General features: G+C 44.4%; 15 protein-coding genes. 9 read left to right on the forward strand and 6 right to left on the reverse strand.

Going from position 1 to position 19903, the window contains the following annotated elements; all coding sequences use genetic code 11:
- Positions 1 to 71 precede the first annotated feature (71 nt).
- The 3 genes from fabD to ECHVI_RS13625 all read right to left on the reverse strand — a co-directional run bounded on the left by fabD (position 72) and on the right by ECHVI_RS13625 (position 5271).
- Complete coding sequence (fabD, locus tag ECHVI_RS13610) at positions 72 to 947, reverse strand: ACP S-malonyltransferase (RefSeq protein ID WP_015266582.1); 876 nt, start codon at positions 945 to 947, stop codon at positions 72 to 74.
- Positions 948 to 2053: 1106 nt separating this feature from the next.
- Complete coding sequence (locus tag ECHVI_RS13620; RefSeq protein ID WP_015266583.1) at positions 2054 to 2488, reverse strand: thiol-disulfide oxidoreductase DCC family protein; 435 nt, start codon at positions 2486 to 2488, stop codon at positions 2054 to 2056.
- Positions 2485 to 5271 (reverse strand): T9SS C-terminal target domain-containing protein, encoded by a 2787-nt coding sequence (locus ECHVI_RS13625; RefSeq protein ID WP_015266584.1) that lies wholly within the window; start codon positions 5269 to 5271, stop codon positions 2485 to 2487. Before ECHVI_RS13625 ends, ECHVI_RS13620 begins: the two co-directional genes overlap by 4 nt.
- 369 nt (positions 5272 to 5640) lie before the next feature.
- Between ECHVI_RS13625 and ECHVI_RS13630 the strand changes: the two genes are divergently transcribed.
- From ECHVI_RS13630 to ECHVI_RS13670, 9 genes are all read left to right on the forward strand, one after another.
- On the forward strand, positions 5641 to 6327 hold the full coding sequence (locus tag ECHVI_RS13630; RefSeq protein WP_015266585.1) for a succinate dehydrogenase cytochrome b subunit: 687 nt from the start codon (positions 5641 to 5643) through the stop codon (positions 6325 to 6327).
- Between the two features lie 12 nt (positions 6328 to 6339).
- Positions 6340 to 8274 (forward strand): fumarate reductase/succinate dehydrogenase flavoprotein subunit, encoded by a 1935-nt coding sequence (locus ECHVI_RS13635; protein ID WP_015266586.1) that lies wholly within the window; start codon positions 6340 to 6342, stop codon positions 8272 to 8274.
- 31 nt (positions 8275 to 8305) lie between these two features.
- Complete coding sequence (locus tag ECHVI_RS13640; protein ID WP_015266587.1) at positions 8306 to 9055, forward strand: succinate dehydrogenase/fumarate reductase iron-sulfur subunit; 750 nt, start codon at positions 8306 to 8308, stop codon at positions 9053 to 9055.
- A gap of 449 nt (positions 9056 to 9504) precedes the next feature.
- The gene (locus ECHVI_RS13645) at positions 9505 to 10968 is read left to right on the forward strand and encodes a sodium:solute symporter family protein (protein WP_015266588.1); all 1464 of its coding nucleotides are present in this window, start codon (positions 9505 to 9507) and stop codon (positions 10966 to 10968) included.
- A gap of 36 nt (positions 10969 to 11004) precedes the next feature.
- Entirely contained in the window at positions 11005 to 11442 is a 438-nt protein-coding gene (locus ECHVI_RS13650) for a GNAT family N-acetyltransferase (protein WP_015266589.1), read from the forward strand.
- A 1-nt stretch (position 11443) separates the two neighbouring features.
- Positions 11444 to 12514: an alanine racemase gene (locus tag ECHVI_RS13655; RefSeq protein WP_015266590.1), complete on the forward strand. Its 1071-nt coding sequence runs from the start codon at positions 11444 to 11446 to the stop codon at positions 12512 to 12514.
- A gap of 117 nt (positions 12515 to 12631) precedes the next feature.
- Positions 12632 to 13237 carry a porin family protein gene (locus ECHVI_RS13660; protein WP_015266591.1) on the forward strand — a complete coding sequence of 202 codons (606 nt, stop codon included), beginning with the start codon at positions 12632 to 12634 and terminating at the stop codon, positions 13235 to 13237.
- A 579-nt stretch (positions 13238 to 13816) separates the two neighbouring features.
- Positions 13817 to 14362, forward strand: a complete 546-nt coding sequence (locus tag ECHVI_RS13665; RefSeq protein ID WP_015266593.1) for a porin family protein — start codon at positions 13817 to 13819, stop codon at positions 14360 to 14362.
- A 438-nt stretch (positions 14363 to 14800) separates the two neighbouring features.
- The gene (locus ECHVI_RS13670) at positions 14801 to 15874 is read left to right on the forward strand and encodes a Gfo/Idh/MocA family protein (RefSeq protein ID WP_015266594.1); all 1074 of its coding nucleotides are present in this window, start codon (positions 14801 to 14803) and stop codon (positions 15872 to 15874) included.
- An 89-nt stretch (positions 15875 to 15963) separates the two neighbouring features.
- On the opposite strand, the gene ECHVI_RS13675 is transcribed toward ECHVI_RS13670, so the two are convergent.
- The 3 genes from ECHVI_RS13675 to ECHVI_RS13685 all read right to left on the reverse strand — a co-directional run bounded on the left by ECHVI_RS13675 (position 15964) and on the right by ECHVI_RS13685 (position 19845).
- Entirely contained in the window at positions 15964 to 16851 is an 888-nt protein-coding gene (locus ECHVI_RS13675; protein ID WP_015266595.1) for a carbohydrate kinase family protein, read from the reverse strand.
- A 51-nt stretch (positions 16852 to 16902) separates the two neighbouring features.
- Entirely contained in the window at positions 16903 to 18249 is a 1347-nt protein-coding gene (locus ECHVI_RS13680) for a sugar porter family MFS transporter (RefSeq protein WP_015266596.1), read from the reverse strand.
- Positions 18250 to 18348: 99 nt separating this feature from the next.
- Complete coding sequence (locus tag ECHVI_RS13685) at positions 18349 to 19845, reverse strand: glycoside hydrolase family 32 protein (RefSeq protein ID WP_015266597.1); 1497 nt, start codon at positions 19843 to 19845, stop codon at positions 18349 to 18351.
- Positions 19846 to 19903: the final 58 nt, after the last annotated feature.

Below are 19903 nucleotides of genomic sequence, written 5' to 3' on the forward strand. Positions count from 1 at the left end.
TTCCTGATTTGCGATCAGGAACCATAATGACAGCAAAGAGACCGCTCTCTAAGCAGTCTGATTTTTATTTCTTAAAGTCCAGAAACTTCTGCTTCTCGGTGAATTTTTTTGACCAAGCCCTGTAGGACTTTGCCAGGACCACATTCTACAAAATCCGTTGCTCCGTCGGCGACCATGTTTTGTACCGACTGGGTCCACTTCACGGGAGCGGTAAGCTGGGCGATCAGGTTTTGTTTGATCGTAGTGATATCCGTTTCGCCTTTGGTACTGACGTTTTGGTAAATGGGGCAAACGGGCTGGTTGAAAGCCGTGGAGGCAATGGCCTTTTCCAGCTTTTCCCTGGCAGGTTCCATCAAAGGAGAGTGGAACGCTCCCCCCACAGGAAGTGGCAATGCCCGCTTGGCACCGGCTTCTTTGGCTTTTTCGCAGGCAATCTTGATGCCTTCGTTGGAGCCGGAAATGACCAGCTGACCAGGACAATTGTAGTTGGCAGCTACCACTACTTCTCCTGCTACACTGGCGCAGATTTCTTCCACTTTATCATCTTCCAAACCGAGGATAGCGGCCATCGTGGAAGGGTTGATTTCGCATGCTTCTTGCATGGCAAGGGCCCTTTGGTACACCAGATTCAGGCCATCTTCAAATGACAATGCTCCTGTCGCCACTAAGGCGGAGAGCTCTCCAAGAGAATGTCCTGCCGCCATATCAGGTTTGAAATCTGCGGTGGTCTTGGCCAGGATTACGGAGTGGAGAAATACCGCTGGTTGGGTGACCTTGGTTTCCTTGAGCTCTTCGGCCGTACCGTGAAACATGATCTCGCTGATCTTAAAGCCTAAAATCTCATCGGCTTGGTCAAACAGTTTTTTGGCTTCATCGTTGGATTCGTAAAGTTCTTTGCCCATTCCTGGGAATTGTGCTCCCTGACCGGGAAAAACATAAGCTTTCATATCCTTATCGTTATTTATGGTGCATGCTTTAAATCATTGGCTTACGACGGCAATCCGTTGCACGCCAAGGTAAAGTAATTTTGTGAGGCCAAATATACCAAAAAATAAGGCAAGGACTGAAGGCTACTTTAATTTCGTTTCTGCTTAGTGTTTTAGAGATCGTAGCCAATTGGCCGCTATGGGCCATTTGAAAAGATATTTTTTGACAGCGATGATGTAGGTACTTCCTAAAACGGATCAAGCCACTTTTCCAAGGGGTGAATGTTGAAATATTCTTATGAAAGAATACTTCATACCGTTAAACGATGGTTTCCGTCATGGGTGCTGCACGGGTTTTAGCCAGAATTTATGGGGGATAGGGAGGGCAATGCGGCTAAAACCGGCCATGTTGTATGGGCTAAGCATCGGGTGTGCTACCTACCGGACCCCTTGTATTCATGGAAGTTTCCTGAGTAGGGGATTTGTATTTCCCATGAAGATAAAACCTAGTCCCCCAGAAATATGGCTTGATCCTTCTTTGCCACCTTGGGTTCTATTTGGCCACGGATAAACGCTCATAAACACAGTTAGGGATCAATAGGAATAGTTTGGAGACTGGCAGTTTGCTTCATGGTAGCACCACGGATAACTAAAAAGGCCACAAAGTCGCAAAGGCACGAAGTGGATGCTGTAACCTAGGCGCAAGAAATTGATAATTACGGATCAAGCTACAACGTTGGGGAAGGGGGTTGGTTGGTGCTGAAAGCATGCAGATGACGCAGGTTATGAAGATTTTGCTGGTCTTTTTTGGAGGCAATCACCTTGGATTTTTTCAGCTCTACAGGGGGCTTCTAGCAGATATTTATCCCCAAACCCCATGCTGGAACCGAAGGCTGAAAGTCTTTGATCATCTTAGCCCAAGGCAAGGCCTTGGGGAGCAACCGCCATAACACATTCCTTTCAGGCTGAAAGCCTAGTTCAGCATTTCGGTAAACACCGCCTTGATCCCCCAAAACCATGGCGTGATCTTTCCTGATTTTGTGCCTAATGTACCTTTTGTGTGATACCATACTTATCACAAGTGGAAGCAGCTGAGGTCACATGAAAGGGGGGAGCGGATGGATCGATCAAGTGGATTCAAGATCTTCTTTGCTTAAAAACTTCATTTTGTCCTCTTCGGTAGGGAAGCGGCATGTTTCCCTTTTGCCAAACCACTTGTAACGGTTGCGGGCAATCCAGTCATAAAGTGGATCGCGAAGAAATCTCGGAATGACGATAAAAACATATAGTAACGGCCACAGCCCATTTAGCTTCTTGGCAATTTCAAGGGCCGCCCTGCTCTTATAATAAACCTGATCGTTTTGGAGCAGCACGATCGAATCCAAATAAGACTCATCTAAGTTTTTTCCTTTGAGCAGTTTTTTGCTCAGGTCGTCTTGCAAGGATGCTAGTTTGAAATGGTTTTTGGGGTCACGTTGGATGATGAAGTCTACCGCCTGATTGCACAGGTTGCAGACTCCATCGAATAAAACGATATCGTAACGATCGGTTAGCTTTGTCATTTGATGATCTGTATATGGCCTTTTAATTCTTCTTGGCCAGCACTTTCATCATTGGTGTCGTAAAGGACGGTGGCCGAATAGAAGTAAGTGCCTGCCGGAAGCTCATTTCCATTTTGGTCTCTACCATCCCAACGAATATAAATGTCATTTTCGTTTGATGTGGCACTGTTATATTCAAACACCAGACCGCCCCATCGGTTATAGATTTTTATTTCGACTGCTTCTACAAACCTTGGACACCTCGGGAAAGGATTGTCAAAGGCCATAAACGTATCGTTAGTGCCATCGCCGTTTGGTGTGAAGGCATTGGGAAGCTCATAATTGGGACAATTATCCACGCAAACAATATTGCTGGGCTCACTTTCATTTCCAGAACGGTCTACGGCTGTGATATAGTAACAGCCTTTATAATCTTCCAGATCTGAAAGGGTCGCGTCACGGCTCAGTGAGCTTTCGGTGCTGACCAATTCAAAAGTCCCCTCGTCACCAGTAGGAGAAAAGTAGATGTTGAAACTTCCCAGTTCATCATCGCAATCACCTGAGAAATCAGGCTCCCAACTCAAATCATGGTAGAAAGCATTGAAGTTGCAGTCTTCATTGGCCAGTAGTTCCTCACATACCGGCCCATCGAAAGTCAAGACAGGAGGGCAGGGCAGCCTATTGTCATCAGGACGGGCACATATAATTTGAGAATTGTTTATGAGGGGATACGTCAGCATGTCCACATTATATGCTCCCTTCGTGACCACATAATAGCAATACTCGGTTTCCCGGCTTAGGGGAATACCATTATGACTGCCGTCATCCAAGAAGGTAAATCCATTTGCGGTAACATCTACCTCTGCGATCAGCGTAAAGGTATCGGCATCGCTGGCATCTGGATCAGTCCTGTTTCTATAAACTTCATGGGTGTATTGGCCTATGCTGTTGTTCCAAGGAACATTGAACTCCCAGTTGAGCTCGATGGCTTCATTGATGATGGTAGGTTGGAGCCATACCGAAGAAGCCATGCTGGAAGTATCAATGGCTTGTCCGCCATCAAATAGCACTACTTGATAATTATACACCAACCCTTCGGTGTTCAATCCTGTGTCGGTGAACAAGGTGTCGCTAGTAGTGACCACGGTTTCCATATTGCCAGTGCCGCTAAACCCTTCCGAGCGGATCAGCTGGTATTCATAAGGGCCGGGGAATTGCTGGGTATCGATATCGTAGGGAGGTGTCCATTTTACGAAAATCTCTCCATTTTCTGCATTGGTTTCTTCCACGCTGACATTGGTAATGATGGGAACGTCCACGTCCACGGTCAAGCAGAATTCTTCAGAAACGATACTTTCGCCCCCTCGCGGCTGAGGAAAAGTCGCGACGAGTCGGTAACAATAGGTGTTACCAGGCGCCAGTCCTTCGCCGTCATTGTTGTCCAGGAACTCGAAGGTTTGCATATCGGTGGTGCCGATAAGCTCATAACCTTCCCTGATGCCCGTCTCACAGGAGTCGGGGGTATAAGGGTTACTGTTGACACTGCGCCAGATTTGCATGGATTCTGCGCTGTTGGTACAGGAATAGGGATCCCACGTAATATTGGCGGATCGCCCGACTCCTTGCGATACCGACTGGATGACGGGAGGTGGCCCCACTACCCGGATATTCCAGGTACGGATATCCACCAGGGCCGGCCCAGACTCAGGATCATCTGTAATCCGGATCCTTACCTGGTATTCCCTGGATCGAACGTGGTTACAGACGGTTTGCCAATCGAAGTTTACGATACCAGGAGAAGATTGGAACGTTTCTTCCGGACTGTAGGAGGCAGGAGAAGAGGTGATCTCTATGGGATCACCAAAAACCTCAATTTTTATGTCATCACCATCAGGGTCGCTTCCCTGTATGATGGCTTCTATGTTTTCACCAGCTACGACGCAGAGGTCATCTGGAATTTGGAGTTGTGGACGTTGGTTGTCCGAATTTTCAATGATGATCTGCATGTCCCTGACGACATATCCGATTTTTCGATACTCCCCATCTATCTTTCGCCATTCTTCAATATGAAAGGCGACGTTGTATTGTCCGGCAATTCCAGGGGCGTCCCATATGAGGTCTCCAGTGAGTGGATCCATGGAAATATATGGATTGGGGGAGCCATCTTCACGGTTAAAACTGAATTCACCGGAAGCAGGGCTTCGATAGTTATTTACGGGGCGCTGAAAATCCTGTAGGGGAACCACATCTTCAAAGCGGTAGGCAATGCTGTCTCCATCCGGGTCATAAGCTCCAGGATTGTGGATATAACGGGTGTTGATCTGGCCATTGTCCACAGGAGGGATGGTAAGGACTGGGGAATTGTTGACGCCTATAAATGGGTCGATGGTGATCATCGTTTCGATATAGAAAGGCGTGTCGACCGAATTGTCCATGTTCAGGGTCAGGTCATTTCGGTTAAATTCCTGAAACCGGATGGTGTATTCTCCGGGACCTTGGTACGTATGGGTGATGACAAAAACGTTCTTTTCTATTTGGTTGCCCAAGGATTCGACAGTACTGAATTCACTTTCGGTGTTGAGATTTTCTACTACCCTTCCATCTCCAAAATGGATCTCTCCGGGACCGAATACTACAGATGACCGTGTATCCGTATAACCGACTACCGTGATACGATAAGTGAGGGATTGGGTGGATATTCTTTCTGCAATGATCTCTCCTGCCCGGATGTGGGTGGCCATGGCCTGATGGAATCCAAAGAGGAATAGGATGGTGGAGAGTAGGAGAAAAGCTTTACATTTCATATATCTCATAAGTTTTTACACCGATTACGCTGTGATTTCCGTTTTTCACAGTGTATTACTTAAAAATTTTAACGTAATTTTACTTAAATTTTAAATACGTAGTTAACGTAATTTTTTACTCATTTTAAATTTATATACGGATTAAAGTTAATGAAGTGTCCCTATTTATCTAAATACAACCCAAAAATTAAGTCATTAGGGAGCAAAAAGTTTAAAAAAGTGTCATAAATCCTCGTTTTGGAGTTATTTAGAACCTTTTAAAATAAGCTTATTACGTATGAAGTGGATTGTTTGCTAAACTTTCGGCATTTAACTTTGTTAACCAGATAAAAAAATAAAACCATCTACATTAAATAAAGAAAAAAGTTTATGAGTTGGGTAACCAAAACCTTTACTAGCACTTTGGGACGAAAGTTGCTAATGGCCCTGACAGGATTATTCCTGATACTGTTTTTAATCGGCCACGTTTCAGGAAACATGTTGTTGTTTAAGGACGACGGCGGTCAGGCGTTTAATGAGTACGCCAAGTTTATGACCACAAACCCCGCTGTGAAGATTCTTTCTTACTTGACTTATATCTCGATAATAGCGCACGTTGTTTACGCCATTATCCTATCCGCCAAAAATAAGAAAGCTAGGCCAATTGGCTATGCTGAATCCAAAGCCAGCACAAACAGTACTTGGAATTCCAGAAATATGGGGATTCTAGGTACCATTATTCTCATCTTTATTGTTGTCCACCTCCAAAACTTTTGGGCAGAGATGCATTGGGGTGGTATACCAGTGGTAAACTATGAATCCGGTGAGTACAAAGACCTCTATTCAGTGGTTTACGGGGCTTTTTCAAATATTGGCCTTGTCGCTTTGTACGTGGTGGCCATGGCCTTTTTGGGCTTTCACCTGAACCATGGATTTGCAAGTGCTTTCCAGACCTTAGGGCTTAATCACAAAAAATACACGCCTGCGATCAAGTTTATAGGAACTGCATTTTCCATTATTGTGCCGGCATTGTTTGCTTCCATGCCGATTTACATCTATTTCTCAACTTTGAATTAACAACTAGCCAATATGATACTTGATTCTAAATTACCAGCAGGTTCATTAGCTGAAAAGTGGACGAAACATAAATTCAACATGAAGTTGGTCAATCCGGCCAACAAGAGAAAGTACGAAGTGATCGTGGTGGGAACCGGATTGGCTGGGGCCTCCGCTGCCGCTTCTTTGGCAGAGTTAGGCTATAATGTGAAAGCCTTTTGCTTTCAGGACAGCCCCCGAAGAGCGCACTCTATTGCTGCCCAAGGGGGGATCAATGCTGCCAAGAATTATCAGAATGATGGTGACTCGGTGTACAGGTTGTTTTATGATACCATCAAAGGTGGAGACTACCGCTCCAGAGAAGCCAACGTATATAGACTAGCAGAAGTATCTGTAAATATCATTGACCAATGTGTCGCCCAAGGGGTGCCTTTTGCCCGTGAGTACGGAGGGTTATTGGCCAACCGTTCCTTTGGTGGGGCGCAGGTGTCCAGGACATTCTATGCACGGGGCCAAACGGGACAGCAGCTATTGCTTGGGGCTTATTCGGCACTCAGCCGTCAGGTCGCCAATGGCAAAGTGAAGCTTTACCCGCGGACTGAGATGATGGACGTGGTGACCATCGATGGCAAAGCCAGGGGAATCGTTACCCGTAACTTGATTACAGGAGCCATCGAATCGCACAGTGCACATGCCGTATTGCTGTGTACAGGAGGATACGGAAACGTGTTCTTCCTCTCCACCAATGCGATGGGATCCAATGTGACCGCCGCTTGGAGGGCACACAAGAAGGGAGCTTATTTTGCAAACCCTTGTTACACGCAAATCCACCCTACATGTATTCCGGTTTCAGGTGATCACCAGTCGAAGCTGACCTTGATGTCAGAGTCACTGCGAAACGATGGAAGGGTATGGGTACCGAAGACGAAAGAATTGGCAGAAAAGCTTCGCAAGAAGGAAATCATGCCAAAAGATATCAAAGATGAAGACAGGGATTATTATTTGGAGCGAAGGTATCCTTCCTTCGGTAACCTTGTGCCACGTGATGTGGCTTCCAGAAATGCCAAATACGTCTGTGATGAAGGCCGGGGCGTAAATGAGACGGGTGAAGCGGTATTCTTGGACTTCCGTGATGCCATCATCCGTGACGGAGAGGACCTCATCAGTGCCAAGTACGGGAACCTGTTTGATATGTATCAGCAGATCACGGGTGAAAATCCTTATAAAACGCCGATGAAAATTTATCCGGCAGTTCACTATACCATGGGGGGACTCTGGGTGGATTACCACTTGATGACTTCAGTGCCTGGTTTGTACGCTTTGGGAGAAGCCAATTTCTCTGATCACGGGGCCAATAGACTTGGGGCATCCGCACTGATGCAGGGCTTGGCAGATGGTTATTTCGTGATTCCTTACACAGTAGGTGATTACCTCGCGGGAATGGCTTATGAAAAAGTACCTACAGACCATGAGGAATTCAAAAAAGCTGAAAAGGAAGTCAAGGATAAAATCCAAAAACTGCTTAGCATAAAAGGAACCAAGACGGTGGATGATTTCCACAAGCGCCTTGGCAAAATCATGTGGGAATACTGTGGAATGGCCAGAACCGCTGAAGGGTTGGAAAAAGCCATCTCCATGATCCAAGACTTGAGAAAGGAGTTTTGGAACGATGTGAAAGTGTTGGGCGCAAATGAAGAATTGAACCTTTCCCTGGAAAAAGCCCATAGAGTGGCGGATTTCTTGGAATTGGGTGAGCTAATGGTAAGGGATGCACTGCACCGAAATGAATCGTGTGGTGGTCACTTCAGAGAAGAATATCAGACAGAGGAGGGCGAAGCCCTTCGCGATGACGAAAACTTTGCTTACGTGGCTGCTTGGAAGCACATGGGAGAAGGAGTAGCGGAAGAGCTAAACAAAGAAGAGCTCAAATTTGAAAACGTGAAGTTGACCCAGCGTAGCTACAAGTAACCATTTCAAAATCTAAAAACTCATCACTCTTATGAACTTAACACTTAAAGTTTGGAGACAACAAAACAGTTCTGACAAGGGCGGTTTTAAAAATTATACACTTACGGGAATTTCTGAAGACATGTCTTTTTTGGAAATGCTGGACGTATTGAACGAAGAGCTTTCTGAGAAAGGGGAGGATCCCGTGCACTTTGACCATGACTGTAGGGAAGGTATCTGCGGAATGTGCTCACTCTACATTAACGGTAAGCCACACGGTCCCCAGCAGACGACCACATGCCAGTTGCATATGCGTTCCTTTAAAGACGGAGATACCATCGTGATCGAACCTTGGAGAGCAGCAGCTTTTCCTGTGGTAAAGGATTTGGTAGTGGATCGTGGGTCTTTTGACCGCATTATCCAGGCAGGAGGGTATGTATCCGTAAACACGGGTGGTGTACCCGATGCGAATGAAATTCCTATTCCGAAAAGAATAGCTGATGAAGCTTTTGACGCAGCCACCTGTATCGGCTGTGGGGCTTGTGTGGCGGCTTGTAAAAATGCCTCTGCCATGCTCTTTACCTCCGCAAAAATCTCGCAATTGGCCATGTTGCCGCAAGGTAAGGTGGAGCGTAAAGAAAGGGCTGAGAAAATGGTAGCCCAGATGGATGCGGAAGGTTTCGGCGCTTGTACCAATACAGGAGCCTGTTCTGCAGAATGTCCGAAGGGCATTAGTTTGACGAATATCGCTCGGATGAACAGGGAGTATTTCTCTGCATCAGCCAGCAGCGAAAACGTATAGATGATCAAGTTAATGTAAAAAAGCCGGTTTATCCGGCTTTTTTTTATGCCCATTTATAAAGGGACCAAATGATTTTTTTACAAGCAGATTCCCTATAAGGAAGGCATTTTGAGCCACGTACAAAGGATATGGAAATAGACTGGCAACGCCTTAAGTATCTAATCGGATTTTTTCAGCGGTCATCAGTGGCCAAATAGAAACCAAAGGTGGTAAAGCATGTGCATCGTCATTGAAATTGGCTGGCCCCTATCTATTCTTCATGATCCAAAAAGGATAGCGAAATCTATCCATCACAGCAAATGTAGTATTTGATTTTTCGGAGTAAAATCGCTACTTTAATAGTATATTTTTGGAAAATGGTGCTTCCAAATAGGAAAAAATAAATAAAACATTATATTAGTTAATCGGTTTATTTAAAACGAACACCACTATAAATAACGCATCACTGAATGGAATTAGTCGACCTCCTGATTTTTGTCATTTACATGATTGTCATGCTCGGAGTGGGTGTATATTTTATGCGCAAGAATGAGGGAAATGATGACTATTATGTCGGTGGTCGAAATATGGGGGCTTGGCACATCGGATTATCCGTGGTGGCCACCGATGTGGGAGGAGGATTTAGCATAGGTTTGGGAGGCCTTGGCTTTGCTATGGGACTCTCAGGTAGTTGGATGCTTTTTACCGGCCTGTTAGGGGCTTGGCTTGCGGCTGTTTTCCTCATCCCAAAAGTCAAATCCAACCCTGCCTTTGCGAAATTCTATACCTTTCCCCAGATTTTTCAATACCTGTTTAACCGGCAAGTGGGGATTGTAGCGGGGTTAATTTGTTTTGTAGGATATTTGGGATTTACTTCCTCCCAGTTGTTGGCAGGGGCCAAACTAGCTTCCGGTACCTTTAAGGGACTTGATTTGGACATGGCTTTGATGATCATGGGGGTGATCGCGGTGGTGTATACGGTAATGGGAGGATTGAAGGCAGTGATTTATACAGACACCATTCAATGGATCATTTTGCTTCTTGGGTTTATCTTTATTGGCTTGCCTATCGCCTATTTTCACGTGGGGGGCTGGGCCGAAATCAGTAAAACACTTCCTGCCGAATACTTTAGCTTGACCAATCTTACCTGGCAGGATTTGGCCAATTGGGGCATCACGATTTTACCGATTTGGTTTGTGGGTATGACCCTTTACCAGCGGATATTTGCCAGTAAGGATGTCAAAACAGCCAAAAGGGCTTGGTATATAGCAGGAATATTTGAGTGGCCGATCATGGCCTTTATGGGCGTTTCACTGGGTGTTTTGGCGAAAGTAGCCTTTGAGCAGGGCCTTATCGCAGAAGCAACGGAATCCCTTGATCCCGAAATGGGATTGCCTATACTGCTGAGCCACGTACTACCCGCTGGAATCATGGGCCTGATGATGTCAGCGTATTTCTCAGCAGTCCTTTCCACAGCAGATTCATGCTTGATGGCAGCATCTGGAAATCTGACCACTGACCTGTTTGGAAAATGGCTTAGCAAGCAGCCGGAAGAAAAGTCCGTCCGATATAGCCAATTGTTTACCCTGTTGATTGGAACGGTAGCGCTTTTGATCGCAATGCAGATGACGAATGTTCTGGAGCTGATGCTGTATTCTTATGCTTTTATGGTTTCGGGGCTGTTGGTCCCGATCCTGGCAGGCTTGTTTTGGAATAGGCGAAACCCTACGGCTGCCATTGCTTCCATGATCATTGGTGGAGGGTTAACTGCAGGGTTAGCTTTTAGTGAGCTGGCATTGCCTTTAGGGCTCGATGCCAATTTGTTTGGGCTTTTGGCATCTTTAGCAGTGTTTTTGCTGCTGGATAATTCACTTAAAATTAAGCAAAGAAAAATTAGTGAACATAAATCATTTAGTGGGACAGGATTATCCTGAATATGATTATTCCCATTGTACCAATTGAGATCAATTATGAAGATAGAATCACTTTCTACGATAGATAACGCCACTTATTTGCAAAAAAAAGAAATAGCCGATTTCCTTTTTGAACACTTGGATGAGTATGGAGATCCCCATGCCTATATTATGAACTGTCTTGATTATGCATTGGATCAGGCGGTTGACAAAGGAGGTTTTGTGGTAATGGGCCGCGAAAAAGGTCAAATTGTGGGCGCCGTAGTGGTAAATAAGACAGGGATGTCTGGTTATATTCCGGAAAATATACTAGTTTATATTGCTGTCAATGCCAATCAACGCGGAAAAGGGCTGGGCAAAAAGTTGATGGAGACGGCCATAAATATGACAACAGGTGATATAGCCTTGCACGTAGAACCAGATAACCCGGCGAAAAAATTATACGAAAGATTAGGCTTCACGAACAAATACTTGGAAATGAGGTTGAAAAAATAGAATGGCTTTTTTAAATCTTCATAAAGGAAACCTTCAAAAAAACTATCAATTCCTAAAGGAAAAATTCAAAGAACATGGAGTGGCTTGGGGTGCTGTGTCCAAAATGCTCTGTGGAAATGAGATTTACATCAAGGAACTGATCGATCTTGGCGTGGATGAAATCCATGATTCCAGGATCAGTAACCTTGTTAAGGTTAAGGAAATCAATTCCAATATTAAAACGGTATATATCAAGCCACCTTCCAAAAGAAACTTGGCAGATGTGGTGACCTATGCAGATGTAAGCTTAAACAGCGAATTGACGACTATTAGGTGGATAAGTGAAGAAGCCGTCAGGCAAGACAAAAGACACCAAATCATCATCATGGTGGAAACGGGGGATCTGCGTGAAGGCGTGATGGGGGAAGATCTGGTGGACTTTTATGCCAAAATATTTAGGCTGCCCAATGTGGAGGTAATTGGACTGGGGACCAACTTAAACTGCCTGAACGGTGTAATGCCTTCCACGGATAAGCTCGTGCAGCTGTCCCTATACAAGCAAATCATAGAGCTAAAATTCAATAAAGAAATTCCGTTGGTGTCTGCGGGTACTTCGGTGACCATTCCCCTGATGCTCAATCATCAACTTCCCAAAGGAGTCAACCACTTTAGGGTTGGTGAGACGCTTTATTTTGGTGCTAACTTGTTTGATGAAAGCACTATCCCAGGAATGAATGATGCAGTGTTTGAGCTGTGTACAGAAATCATTGAGATGCAGGAGAAACCCCTGCTACCAACAGGAAACTTAGCCGCAAATCCACAGGGAGACATTAAGGAAATAGATGAATCACTGTATGGGCAGTCTTCTTTTAGAGGGATTTTGGATATAGGCCTATTAGACGTGGATCCCAAGTATTTAATTTATGACAAAGATGAATTTGAGGTGCTGGGGGCGAGCTCTGATATGCTCATTTTGGATTTAGGTAAAAATCCAAAAAACTACAAAGTGGGTGATTTGATTCGTTTTAAATTAAAATACATGGGGGCATTGGCCATTTTAAATTCTTACTATATCGAAAAACGAGTTATTTGATTGATAGCCAATTGTTTTAGATCGGATCGGTGAAAAGATTAAACTTAAACAACCTTTTTTCATGATATTTTGGCACAGAATTGGTGTATAAATGGGTGAACCAACTATATCAATGACATGAAAAAAGTAATTTTTGCATTTATCGCGTTTTCATTATTTGTGTGGGATGCCAATGCGCAGCGAAGAACTCCAGCAAGTGCGCAAAACAGTAACTTTGGTATCCGAGGTGGGGTCAACTTCTTTAATTGGGGAGGAGACGATGGCTCCAATAATGATTACACTAACAGGGCTGGATTTCATGCGGGGATTTACGGTAACATGTTTGTGACCGATAATTTCGCGATTGAGCCAGGGGTTTATTATTCCCAAAAAGGTACAGAAGCCGATAACTTTACCGAGTCCAGGACCATCTTGGAGTACATTGATGTACCAATATTGCTAAGATTTTATGCCAGTGATGGTTTTAATGTTTTTGCAGGACCTCAAGGCTCGATTTTGACCAACGCAAAATTTGAAGGTGATGCTTTTGGCAGCTCCTTTGAATGGGAAAGGGATGATGTCAATGACCTGGATGCAGGACTTGTGTTTGGTGTCGGCTATAATCTCCCTGTGGGATTAAATGTTCAGGGGAGTTATGATCTTGGGCTGACGCCGGTCTTTAAAGAATCAGATGCAAAAGTCTACAACAGAGGATTTAAGGTGTCGTTAGGATACAGTTTCTAATCGATCCCTTTAACCATAAAAAAGGATTTCCTAGCTATGGGAAATCCTTTTTTTATATAGAAACTTTTTGTATCAAAGGTGGATCAAACAGAAAAGATGGGCTAGCCTATTCCGATGGGTAAACATGTACCTTTGCCACTGATGAAAGCTGATAAACCCAGATAGGATGCTTAGGCATTGGAAATCCGTGTTCAAATCTTTTATCAGTAGCTTACATGACTTAAAAGTTTACAATGCCCATGCCTTTAACTATAAAGAGGACTTCTTGACAAAGCTTGAATTCATCCAGTCCATAGATAAAATGCCATTCTTTTAAGGAAGCTGCCCCTAGAAATATGGTGGATCCCCAAAGCCATTCCTATAGAATTCAGCTACCATAAGGTCTTTGGCTAGCATAATCGAAAAGCCAATAGGAACGTTAGTTGCTATTGAGTACTTTGGCTTTAGTGATTTTGGTAAAATTTAGCGAATTATTTACCTCCATTTGGTGATTATTATCGTTATAAAGAAAGGTTCTCGTTTATTTTGTGTTTCAGAGCCGAGTTTTAATAGATAGTTTGCATATAAACCAACACTTTCATGAAAGCACGTTTGATCATTTTTGTAATCGTAATGATGGGAGGATTTCACCAGCTTTATGGCCAGACCGGTATCAGGGCCGGGTGGAATTATTCTGATATTAATGGAATTGGTTCGGATGGTAGTTCCGGTTTCCACGCGGGATTTTACCATAAGATCAATTTAGGGTTGTTAGCGGTAGAGCCTGGGCTTCAATATACCCGAAAGGGCTGTAAGGTGGATGAAATGGGTACTACTGGGAAAGAAAGGCTACACTATTTGGATGTTCCCGTATTGGTGCGGGTAGGCTTCCTTCCCCTATTTAACGTATTCGCCGGACCACAGGCTTCTGTGCTATTGGCGAGGAGCTATAAGGGAAGCACAGACGTTTCATCTTTGGATGGATTGACCAAGTTTGATATTGGTGGAATCGTCGGAGTGGGATTGAATTTGCCGTTAGGGTTTAATATCCAAGGGAGTTATGATTTTGGATTTGTGGACATGAATTATAATGATGTCGACACCAAAAATAGCGTGTTCAAGGTATCTCTCGGGAAAAGTTTCTGACCGATTATACCAATTTTACATATTTCAACCCATCTGTCGTAGCGGATGGGTTTTTCTTTTTGTATCTTAATGAAACAGTGGGGGGTAAGGACGGGGAGATTGACATGCCAATATTCAGACATGTATCTTTTTGTCTTTAGCTTGGTCGATATAAAACCCGAAATATGCAATAGAAAATCTGCGCCGCGGCGCAAAAGTATTACGGCCTTAAACTACTTCAAAATCAGTCGCTTCGCTACTGTTTTCGACTCTACTTGGCGGCAGACAAGTTCACCATTCGCCACGGTGGATGCCTCAGTCTCCAAACAGCCTGGTTTTCTTGCGGTTTCAGCCCTCATTACGAATCCAATTGCATAATTCGGGTTAAACCTAGATTAATTCATGTTTTCCCAACTCTTAAACCAATTAAGCTTCAAACCTTTAAACCTAAAACCAACCATGAAAAGAAGACAATTCATCCAACGTACGGCCTTGGCCACTGCTGCTATCAATTTTCCAAATGTTTCTTTTGGCCGGAAGAAAGAGAAACTAGGGGTGGCTTTAGTGGGACTTGGTGGATACAGCACAGGGCAATTGGCCCCAGCACTCCAAATGACCGCTAACTGCCACCTGGCGGGTATTGTAACCGGTACGCCGGCCAAGGCAGTGAAGTGGCAGAAAGATTACGGCATACCCGATCAGAACATTTACAATTACGATAACTTCGAATCTATCGCCGATAATCCGGATATTGACGTGGTTTATGTGGTGTTGCCAAACAGCATGCATACCGAATATGCCATCAAAGCTGCCGAAGCCGGAAAGCACGTTTGGTGTGAAAAACCAATGGCCAAGACGGTCAAGGAATGCGAACAAATTATAGAAGCCTGTCGCAAAAATAAGGTGAAATTATCCATCGGTTACAGGATGCAACACGAACCCAATACGCAGCTGTTCCGGGAATTTGTGAAGACCCAGAAATATGGGGAACTTAAAATGCTGGAAGCAGTGGCTGGCTTTTACATGAATAGCACTGGTATTTGGCGCTTGGATAAGGAAATGGGAGGCGGGGCCATGTACGATATGGGCGTATACCCTATAAATGGTGTTCGGTATATCAGTGGCCAAGAACCGATTTCAGTTATGGCTTATGAAAGCAAGATGAGGCCTGAAATGTTTGCAGAAGTGGACGAGACCATGAATTATATGCTCGAGTTTCCAGACGGATTGATGGCGAATTGTGCGACCAGCTTTGGGATGAACATGGGAAGGCTTACCGTAACTTGTCGGAGTGGCAATTTCCGTTTAGAGCCATTTCAGTCTTACGGAGGTATCAAAGGATACGCCAGTGACGGTACCCAATTCACCAATCAGGTAAAAAGTCAGCAAGCCGTACAGATGGACGATGATGCGATGGCCATTTTGCAGGACAAGCCTGTAATGGTGCCTGGAGAGGAAGGACTCAGAGATGTCATGGTCGTGGAAGCGGCATTTAAGTCTGCGAAGGAAGGGGTGAGGGTGAAGATTGGATAAAGAGGTAGGGAGACTTTTCATGATATAATGCCAACGATATATAGTCAGTTTGTTCTCCTTCACCGATTGTTATTTGCCTTTTTTTGATTTTATGAGTTGTTATCTTGGATAGCAGTAATCTGATCTGTGTCATACCGTGGTGTGCCGCCTTTTTGGGTGGCTACAAGGGCACCAAGAGCACACGCAAAATCAAGGATTTTATTGGGGTGATTGCCTTTCAGGTACTGGGAAATAAAACCACTGAGAAAGGCATCCCCTGAGCCCACCGTGTCTTCTACATCCACTTGGTAGCCCGGATGACGGTAAAACTCCCTGCCATCATAGATAATGGCTCCCGCACTGCCTTTGGTCATACAGACTAATTGTAACTCGTATCGATCGACTATTGCTGAAAGAGCCTTTTCTTCATTTTTATCTAAAGCACTCATTTCGATGAGGATTTCCAGTTCATCCTCATTGATTTTCAAAACGTCGGTGTTTTTCAGTAGTCGTTCCAACACTTTGGTGCTGTAATGGGGCGGACGAAGATTGATGTCCAAGACTTTTAGGGTGGAAGTTTCCAGCAGCCTGAAAAGTGTATTCTGGCTTTGGGAACTTCTAGCAGCGAGGCTACCAAATACAAAGACATCGGCCTCATCCACTTTTTCCTGAATGGCTGTGTTCCACTCCATAAAGTCCCAGGCCACAGGCTTCACGATTTCATATTTGATGTTTTCTTTGTCGGAGTTGTCCACCACTACGCGACTGGTCTCATGAGCGGTATCTCTTTGAACAAAATCACCATTAAGCCCGTTTTTTTGGACAAACGACAATAAATCTGCTCCAAGACTATCAGAACCTATTTTGGAGATAAAAGTGGTCGTGATGCCCAAATGCTGTAGGTGTAGGGCTACGTTCATGGGGGCACCTCCCGGTAGTTGCTTATCAGGAAAGCAATCCCAAAGCATTTCACCGAAAATAACTGCTTTTTTGTTCATTTACTGTTTGCTTTTTATTGTGAATCTTTTGGAAAGATACTTTAGGTACCGTTAAGTGCCTTGCTTTATTTTGAGGTCCTGCTGGATTTCCTCCAAGGATCTTCCTTTGGTCTCGGGCATTTTGGTCAATACCCATAGGAGTTGCAAGCCCATCATGACTGCAAAGAATCCAAATATACTTGCCGGCCCAAAGGAATTGGCAAAGAAAGGGAATACATTGGCGATCACTGCAGCCAATATCCAGTGCGTAAAACAACCAATGGACTGTCCAAAAGCGCGGGTCTCGTTGGGAAATACTTCTGAGATAAACACCCAGATCACACTGCCCTGTCCCACGGCATGTGAGGCAATGAAAACGAATACGAAAAGGGGTAAATACCCGGAGTTGATGACTCCTCCCGAAAAGGAATAGGCCATCAGTAGTAGCGAAATGATATAGCCGATGGAGCCGATCACCATTAGTTTTTTACGACCGATTCGGTCGATCAAGTACAGGCCGATCATGGTGGCGATCATATTGACCACGCCGATGCCTATGGTGGACAGCAAGGCACTTTTTTGATCAATTCCTGCCATTTCAAAAACTCTGGGCGCAAAATAGATGATGGCATTGATGCCTGAAAGTTGGTTGAACAGCGCAATCATAATAGCCAGCAAGGTGGTTTTCAAATGGCTGTGCTTAAAGAGCACGGCAAAACCAACTTTGATTTTTTCTCTATTGCGTTCCTCAATGGCCAAATGGATGGCTTCATCCACACCTTCTGGGTCAGTTTTTCTAAGGATTTGGGTAGCTTCTTCTACCTTGTTATGGTGAGCGATCAGCCATCGGGGACTTTTGGGTACTCGGATAGAAAGCAGCGTATATATCAAAGCAGGGATTGCTTCCATTCCCATCATCCAACGCCAGCTTTCGTTCAGGTCGGCCATTTCGATCAGGTAATTGGAGAAATAAGCCATTAGGATACCAAAAACAATGTTGAATTGATAGAGGGCCACCAGTACGCCGCGGTTTTTGGCCGGGGCAATCTCACTGATGTACATGGGAGCCACTACCGAAGAAGCCCCGACGCCCAAGCCTCCGATAAAGCGGAAGAACATGAAACTGTATACATCGGGTGCCAGTGCAGAGCCCAAGGCAGAAATGAAATACAATACTCCAATCCACAATAATGAGGTTTTTCTTCCGTATTTATCGGCAGGAATGCCACCAAACAGCGCGCCAATGACGGTGCCATAAAGGGCTATGGCGACGGCCATGCCGTGTGTCCAGTCACTAAGCTGCCACTTTTCCTGAATAAATCGCTCTGCACCAGAAATTACGGCGGTGTCAAATCCGAATAAAAAACCTCCCAAAGCAGCCACGATGGAAAGAAAGATGACGTATTTTTTACTGTTCATTTTAGGTTTATAGGTTTACTTCAATGCATTTTGCTAAGCTGATCGCTAAAGCTAGCCAGAAGTATTAGGAATTGAAACATTTTTATCTGACCATTATGATTAATGGTTCCAAATCGATGTTAAATAATGTATTTTGCCTTTTTTCTGAAAACCGTCTGTTTCTAACTGTGAATAGGGAGCGTTAGGGAAAATGATTTCGGTCATTACCAAAGCTCCATCGTTAATAAAAATTTCTAATGAGGAGCGGTCAGCATACATACGAATGGTTTCTATGGTTATATCGGTGATAGGTGCGGTAATTCGTTTGCCAAAACCCTCTTCAAAACTTATTTTTCCAGATTCAGTCCTGTCAAAGATCAATTGATTGTCTTCAAATGTAATCATGACTTTTTCTCCCAGCTCATTTTTGAGAGTGATTCTGGCTGATTCGCCACTCTCTTTTTCTAGCTCCAGTTCAAATAGTGGATCCTTTAAAGCATGTGTGGATCCTTGAATGATTTCAGTAGTTTGACGTAGTTGCTCCAATTCTTTTATCGGTCGAGATGCCACCCTCTCTACCCCATGATCCGTAATCAATGCTAGCTCACGCGGAATGGTGTTAGCGGATCTCCATTCGGTTGTCGGAACGATGTTAGCATATTGCCAATTGCTCATCCAGCCTATGAATAGCCTTCTACCATCCTCTGGAGGAATGTTTGACCAAGTTACTCCTGCATAGTTGTCTGTGCCGTAATCCAACCATTTGATGCTTTCACCTTCAGCGGTATAGTTTTGTCCGTCAAAATTTCCGATAAAGTATTGGGTGGCCGACCCCCCATTGGGGCCTCCTGGATTGATGCTGACCAATAGCATCCACTTTTCATTTCCGGAGTTGGTCTTTAATGGAAAGAGGTCAGGACATTCCCATACACCTCCATATGCAGCCCATTCGGGGTTGAAATCACTTTCATGCGTCCAGTCGATGAGATTTGGGGAAGAATAAAAGCTTATTTTGTCCTTTACGGCTAAAGTCATGATCCATTTTCCTGAACCATTTCCACGGTCATACCAACTTACCTTTGGGTCTCTGAAATCCGGAATTCCAGGACTTTCTAGCACAGGGTTATTCCTATACTTGGTCCACGAACGGCCTTTATCATTACTGAATGCGATCCCTTGACTTTGGCCATTTTCATCATGATGATAAGTGAAGATGGCCACCATTGGATCCTGACCATTTTTTCCAAGTCCAGAGGTGTTTCCATGGTCTATCACTGCACTACCTGAGAATATGTACCCCAAGCTGTCCGGGTATAGGGCTATAGGAAGATGATCCCAGTGAAGGAGGTCTTCTGAAACGGCATGTCCCCAATGCATCGGGCCCCAAACATTACTATCGGGATAGTGTTGATAAAAAAGATGATATTCTCCATCAAGGTACACCATGCCATTGGGATCGTTCATCCACTGCTGTGGTGGACTGAAATGATATTGTGGGCGAAATTGTTCATCGAAAGACTTTTGGACAGCCATCTTTTTCTCACGGGTATTGGGTGAGCATGAAGTGATGCTCACCAATACCGTGAATAGCATTATAGGTTTGATGTATAAGTTCATTAGCGGATTGATTTGATCGTGAGTTGTTATTCCTGAAAATGTTTAATTTATGCGTTCG

It is taken from the genome of Echinicola vietnamensis DSM 17526, from assembly GCF_000325705.1.
GTDB lineage: Bacteria > Bacteroidota > Bacteroidia > Cytophagales > Cyclobacteriaceae > Echinicola > Echinicola vietnamensis.